Below are 5827 nucleotides of genomic sequence, written 5' to 3' on the forward strand. Positions count from 1 at the left end.
ATTCAAGGTTTTTTCAGATGTGGGAAGCACCAAAAAGCTGATAATCAAGGAGACCGCTACAGAATATGCAGAGGCCGTGGCTATTGGCAAGATGATTGAAAATCTCGTGGGCGGAACCTCTTTTTTCTCAATGGATGCCGGAAAAACAGATTTGGATGAACAAAAAGAGTATTCTTTTGCAGATTTCGCTATTCTTTGTCGAACATCAAGACAGTGCGAAATCTTTATCAACATGTTTGAAAAAGAAGGCATTCCCTTTCAGGCAGCAGATAAAAAGAAATTATTTGAAATTGAGGGTATCAAACAACTGATCGATCTCTGCAGGGATATGGCACAAAATGCAGAAGTCCCGGAAGAACTTAAAGATTGTGATACTGAAACATGGCTAAAGTTTTTGTGTGAAAAAGAAGATTTAAACACGATTATTAAAGGCAATGACAAAGCAGAACATGCCTTTGAAAACTTTTTATCCATTGCAAGGCTGCATAATGATTTGAATAATTTCCTTAATGCGCTTGCCCTGAACCAGGATACCGATACCCTGGAGTTTAATGTGGAAAAAGTATCTTTGATGACCATGCATGCGGCCAAGGGACTTGAATTCCCTGTTGTATTTGTCGCAGGATGTGAACAGGGTCTCGTCCCCTTTGCAAAGGATGGCAGAAATATAAATGATCTTGAAGAAGAACGCCGTCTGTTCTATGTCGCCATGACAAGGGCCATGGATATTCTTTGTTCGACTTATGCTAAAAAAAGAAGCATATATGGCAAAAGTTTTAAAAGACAACGGTCTTTTTTTATTGAAGATATCGAAAAAAGACTGACACAGGTGGAAAAAAGTTTTGTCCACCTGAAAGTAAGGAAAAAAGAAAAGCAACTGGAATTGTTTTGACTCGGTTTAGATTTTGGTTAAAAGACAAATCCTATAAAAACTCTATAAAAATAATAGTGAAACAACGGTAAAACAATGGAAAACAAGATAGCTAAAAAAATTGAACTTGAAAATAATCAGACCCTTGTCATATCTGATATGTCCAGAAAAATTAGTGAAGATGCCTATGTGGTGATCATGAAGGCAACCATGGAAATCAAGATTGAAAAGCAATTGTTTTTAAACGACACTATATCTGATTATAAATTTGAAGATATTATAGCAGTACTGGGTGATGCTGCGACCTATGAATACAGGATTGAACGAAATTTCATCATGGCAAAAGAAAAGGATGAAGTATTTGAAGCACTTGTTAAAACCTTTCTGGAGAACCTGGGCCAATATATGTCAAAATCGAATTTTCCGGGAAAATTTGTCCTGAAAGAATACAAAGACCAGATAAAATAACCAGATATAATAACCGGGTAACATGTCAAAGAAAACAGGAATCATTCTATTTGTCATTTTAAGTATCGTTTGCCTGGACCATGCTTTTGCTGATATCTACAAGTATATTGACAGCAGCGGTGTCGTCCATTTTACAAATACACCCACATCCTCGGATTACAAGTTATACATCAAAGAAAAATCCCAAAAGGATAAAAGCGGGTTCAGCACCAAAAAATATGATGATATTATTAAGAAAGCACACAAAAAGTACGGGGTTGAGTTCTCTTTGATAAAAGCTGTGATTAAAGTGGAATCCGGCTTTAATCCAAAAGCTGTCTCAAAAAGAGGTGCAAAAGGACTGATGCAGATTATGCCGGACAATTTTAAAACTCTTTCTGTAAAAGATCCGTTTAACCCTTCACAGAATATTATGGGGGGAACGCTCTATCTTCAACGGCTTTTAAGGCGATATAAGAATAAGCTGCCCCTGGTTCTGGCTGCCTATAATGCAGGACCCACCGCAGTGGATAAGCACAAACGGATTCCACCATACCGGGAAACGCAGGACTATGTCAGAAAAGTGATGAAAACCTACAGCCAGTATAAAAAATCCTGATTTCTTCCTAAAAGTCTTTTTGAATCTCTTTTATAAATTTTATCAGCCGGTCTCTCATATCCGGTCTTTCAAGGGCAAATGCCAGGTTGGCCATCTGGAATCCTACCTTGTCACCACAATCAAATCGGTTTCCCTTAAACTTGTATCCATAGATCGGCTGTTCCTTAAGCAGGGTTTTCATGGCATCGGTGAGCTGGATTTCACCACCGGCCCCCTTTTCTTTTTTTCCTAGAAAGTCAAAAATCTTAGGGGTTAAAATATAACGGCCGATAATGGCAAGATTGGATGGCGCTTTATCAGGAGTTGGTTTTTCAACCATATCATCAATTCGGACGACATCTTCTTCCACCTGCTGGGCATCAAGAATGCCGTATTTATCTGTCTGATCTTTGTCAACCTCCATGACTGCCGCAATGGAGGCTCTTAGCCGGTCGAATTTTTTTATCATCTCGGAAAGGACGGGTTTATCTGTCTGGATAAGGTCGTCCGCCAGAAGAACGGCAAAAGGTTCGTCGCCGACAATATCCCTTGCACACCAGATGGCATGGCCAAGACCTAACGGTTGATTTTGCCGGGTGTAAATAATGGTACCGGTTTTTGGAACCAGCTCCTGGATTTGTTTTAAAAGATCAAGTTTTCCCTTTTCCTGCAGTGCATGTTCAATCTCAAAAGATCTGTCAAAATGATCTTCCAACGCTTTTTTCCCACGACCCGTAACAAAAATAATATGTTCTATGCCTGCCTCAAAGGCTTCCTCAACAGCGTATTGGATAATGGGTTTGTCAACCACCGGAAGCATCTCTTTTGCCATGGCTTTGGTGGCGGGTATAAAACGAGTGCCAAGTCCGGCTACAGGAAAAACGGCCTTTTTAATTTTCATGAAAACTCCTTTGGATAATTTAGTGATTCATGCTCAATAAGTATGGCGCTCAAACTCCAATTATTCTTGATATTTATTTGGAAAAAATTAATATGTCAAATATATTCTGTCAATTTTGTTATAACGATTGCATGGATTTGAAAAAAATTCAAGAGTTCCGGATAGAGTTGAATCAAAACTAATCTATTGAAAATTCTGGCGTATTTCTCTTTCACTAATACCCATTAAATACAATAGTCCATCTAATCCGACATTAGATATGAATTTTTGTGCTTTTTCTTTTACAAGGGGCTTGGCATGAAATGCAATGCCTAAACCAGCAATACTGAGCATTGGAAGATCGTTGCTGCCATCACCAATTGCGATTGTTTGTTGCAAGCTAATATTTTCAACAGTGGTAATGGTTTTGAGAATTTCAGCTTTTTTAGGTCCATCAATAATATCTCCTGTAACGTCTCCTGTAATTTTTCCATCTTTGATCTCAAGTGCATTAGTAAATACATAGTCAAGTCCTAATTTATTCTGCAGATATTTACCAAAATAATCAAACCCACCAGATATAATTCCTATTTTGTAACCAAGTTTTTTTAGAGTAATTATGACCCGTTGGGCACCTTCTGTTAGTTCAAGATTTTTGGCAACTTCAGCCAAAATCTTTTCATCTAATCCTTTGAGTAGAGCCACGCGCTTACTAAAACTTTCTTTAAAATTCATTTCACCATTCATTGCGGACTCGGTGATCCGGGAGACCTCTTCTCCCACACCTGCATACTTTGCCAACTCATTGATCACTTCACATTGGATTAAAGTTGAATCCATATCGAAAACTACCAATTTACGAGCGTGGCGATAAATATTGTCCACATGAAATGAGATATCAATATTAGTTTCTTCTGAAATTTCAAGTAATCTATGACGCAATCGGCGGGGATCATTGAGTTTGCCAGATATAGTAAGTTGAATGCAGGCTTTAGGGAATAATTCTGTCTCCATTGAAACTGATCCGGAAAGATTAGTAATGATATCAATATTCAGTTGGTTGTCTGCAATTGCAGTCGTAACTCCAGACAACTGCTCTGCCGTGAGAGTTCGTCCGAGAAGGGTGATAATCAAACGTTCGTAGCCATTCCTGGCTACCCAACCTTTATAGTTTTTTACATCAATAGCAGAAAACTGAATTTGGATTTCAAGTTTATGAGCCTGAAACAGGAGGTCTTTGAGGATAGATGATGAAGAATGTTTGGAGGGTATTTCGACAAGTATACCCAGGGAAAGGTAATCATGAATAACGGCTTGCCCAATATCTAAAATGATGACTTCATACTGAGCAAGTATATTTGTTAAGCTACAAGTTAGTCCCGGCTTATCTTTACCGGTAATATTGATTAAAATTATTTCTCTCATTGCAAGTTCCCTTTCAATAAGTCCCGAATCAAAAAAGTAATCGAATAACATACATTCGCTATCAATAAAACGCAAGAATAACAACATCCTTTTTGTGAAGAATATTAATTTAATATTAGCGAAACAAAGTTTAGAGCCTGTAAGAAGTTCAATCACATGAACGCAACCCATGCCCCGACCGGGTTATCGTAAAACAGCCATTTTAGCTTGCATTTTTAAGGATTAGCTTGAGAGCTTTTACATGCTTTTATCAGTAACCATAGTTGCAATTTGTTGACATTATTAACTCTTTTTTGTATATTCCACATCTTTAATAAGACCATAACAAAATATAAATAAGGAAGCTTTGATGACTGATAAAATAGAAAAAAAATCTGAAATACCACCGGAGCAGCTCAGCTTAAGGAGCAAGTTTCACTTTGATTGCCATAACGGTGTTAAATGTTTTACAGATTGCTGCCGGGGCATTGATATTATGCTGACCCCATACGATATTTTAACCATGCGCAAAAAATTGGAAATAACTTCCGATGAGTTTCTTGCTGAATTTACTTCACCGCATCTTCTTGAGAAGGGAGCCCTTCCTGTGGTGACGCTTAAACTTCTGGATGATGAAAAAAAATCATGTCCTTTTGTTGATGACACGGAAGGTTGTGCCATTTATGAAGATCGCCCCACCACCTGCAGGTATTATCCTTTAGGGGTCGGATCTTTAAGCTATTCGGGAGAGAAGGGTGAAAAAGATGAGTTCTATTTTATGGTGAAAGAAGCCCACTGCCTGGGATTTGATGAAAAGAAAGAATGGACGGTTGCCGAATGGAGACAGGATCAGGGAGTTGACCTTCGTGATGAAGTCAATGACGGCTGGATGGAGTTAATCGTCAGGAAAAAATCATTGCCTAACAGTATGAAACTTTCCGAAGAGAGCAAAAGAATGTTTTTCCTGGTTTGCTATAATATTGATAAGTTCAGAGGATTTGTATTTAACAGCACATTTCTTGAAAGATATGATTTCCCAAAAGAAAAAATTGAAGAGATTAAAAAAGATGATGTCAAACTGCTGCAGTTTGGATTTGAATGGCTTAAAGCCAGCTTTTTTAAAACAGGAGAAGAACAATTTAAAATTAAAAAATCATGATTATTTAATTTTGAATTTTTAGTTTTGAGTTGTGAGAAAGAAAATTCTCACAACTCACAAGTTTTAATAATTATACCACAGATCTTTCTGGAATTCCGGATTGTTCAGTCTGTCTTCAATATTCACATTAAAAAATGAACCAATGGGCTCAAAGATCTCCGGGTTATTGGCCTGGACGGTTTTTGCCGCATCCAAAAGAACATGAAAGCCTTTTTGAGTCATTTTCCCCAAGGGCCTTCGGCAGGGTCCCCCCGGCATTCCCAATAACTGCATCAGGGTTTTTAAAGGAAGGGGATTTCTTGCCCGGCAAGTGACCGCTCCGAATTCGGATTCTTCCTGTGTGGTCACCACAACAAGATCGAGCAGGGGTTTTAAGGCGGTCTGGATTTTTATGGCTTCATCCGTATTCCCCTGATTGAGCAATGAGACCATTTGTGTAAGAAATTTTGGTGCAATGTTGGCCATCAC

The 5827-nt window shown here is 38.3% G+C and carries 7 protein-coding genes; 4 read left to right on the plus strand and 3 right to left on the minus strand.

Annotation, left to right across the window (positions count from 1 at the left end):
• The 3 genes from K8S13_RS03385 to K8S13_RS03395 all read left to right on the plus strand — a co-directional run.
• The coding region (locus K8S13_RS03385) for an ATP-dependent helicase (RefSeq protein WP_291460450.1) at window positions 1-892 on the plus strand (892 nt) is incomplete at its 5' end.
• Window positions 893-967: 75 nt separating this feature from the next.
• Window positions 968-1339, plus strand: coding sequence for a hypothetical protein (locus K8S13_RS03390; protein ID WP_291460451.1), 372 nt, complete (start codon window positions 968-970; stop codon window positions 1337-1339).
• A 22-nt stretch (window positions 1340-1361) separates the two neighbouring features.
• The gene (locus K8S13_RS03395; RefSeq protein WP_291460452.1) at window positions 1362-1937 is read left to right on the plus strand and encodes a lytic transglycosylase domain-containing protein; all 576 of its coding nucleotides are present in this window, start codon (window positions 1362-1364) and stop codon (window positions 1935-1937) included.
• Window positions 1938-1944: 7 nt separating this feature from the next.
• Here the strand turns inward: K8S13_RS03395 and galU are convergent, their stop codons facing one another.
• Together galU and serB are read right to left on the minus strand one after the other, a co-directional pair.
• Window positions 1945-2817, minus strand: a complete 873-nt coding sequence (galU, locus tag K8S13_RS03400) for a UTP--glucose-1-phosphate uridylyltransferase GalU (protein WP_291460453.1) — start codon at window positions 2815-2817, stop codon at window positions 1945-1947.
• A gap of 183 nt (window positions 2818-3000) precedes the next feature.
• Window positions 3001-4377, minus strand: a complete 1377-nt coding sequence (gene serB, locus K8S13_RS03405) for a phosphoserine phosphatase SerB (RefSeq protein WP_291460454.1) — start codon at window positions 4375-4377, stop codon at window positions 3001-3003.
• A gap of 193 nt (window positions 4378-4570) precedes the next feature.
• On the opposite strand from serB, the gene K8S13_RS03410 reads away from it, so the two are divergent.
• The gene (locus K8S13_RS03410; RefSeq protein WP_291460455.1) at window positions 4571-5359 is read left to right on the plus strand and encodes a YkgJ family cysteine cluster protein; all 789 of its coding nucleotides are present in this window, start codon (window positions 4571-4573) and stop codon (window positions 5357-5359) included.
• A 63-nt stretch (window positions 5360-5422) separates the two neighbouring features.
• Here the strand turns inward: K8S13_RS03410 and K8S13_RS03415 are convergent.
• On the minus strand, window positions 5423-5827 hold a 405-nt coding region (locus tag K8S13_RS03415), incomplete at its 5' end, for a dihydrodipicolinate synthase family protein (protein ID WP_291460456.1).

It is taken from the genome of Desulfobacula sp. (assembly GCF_021107415.1).

Bases quoted from the DNA above. Each gene is read 5' to 3' on its own strand.
- K8S13_RS03390 (WP_291460451.1), top strand. From the start codon at position 968: ATGGAAAACAAGATAGCTAAAAAAATTGAACTTGAAAATAATCAGACC.
- K8S13_RS03395 (WP_291460452.1), top strand. From the start codon at position 1,362: ATGTCAAAGAAAACAGGAATCATTCTATTTGTCATTTTAAGTATCGTT.
- galU (WP_291460453.1), bottom strand. From the start codon at position 2,817: ATGAAAATTAAAAAGGCCGTTTTTCCTGTAGCCGGACTTGGCACTCGT.
- K8S13_RS03410 (WP_291460455.1), top strand. From the start codon at position 4,571: ATGACTGATAAAATAGAAAAAAAATCTGAAATACCACCGGAGCAGCTC.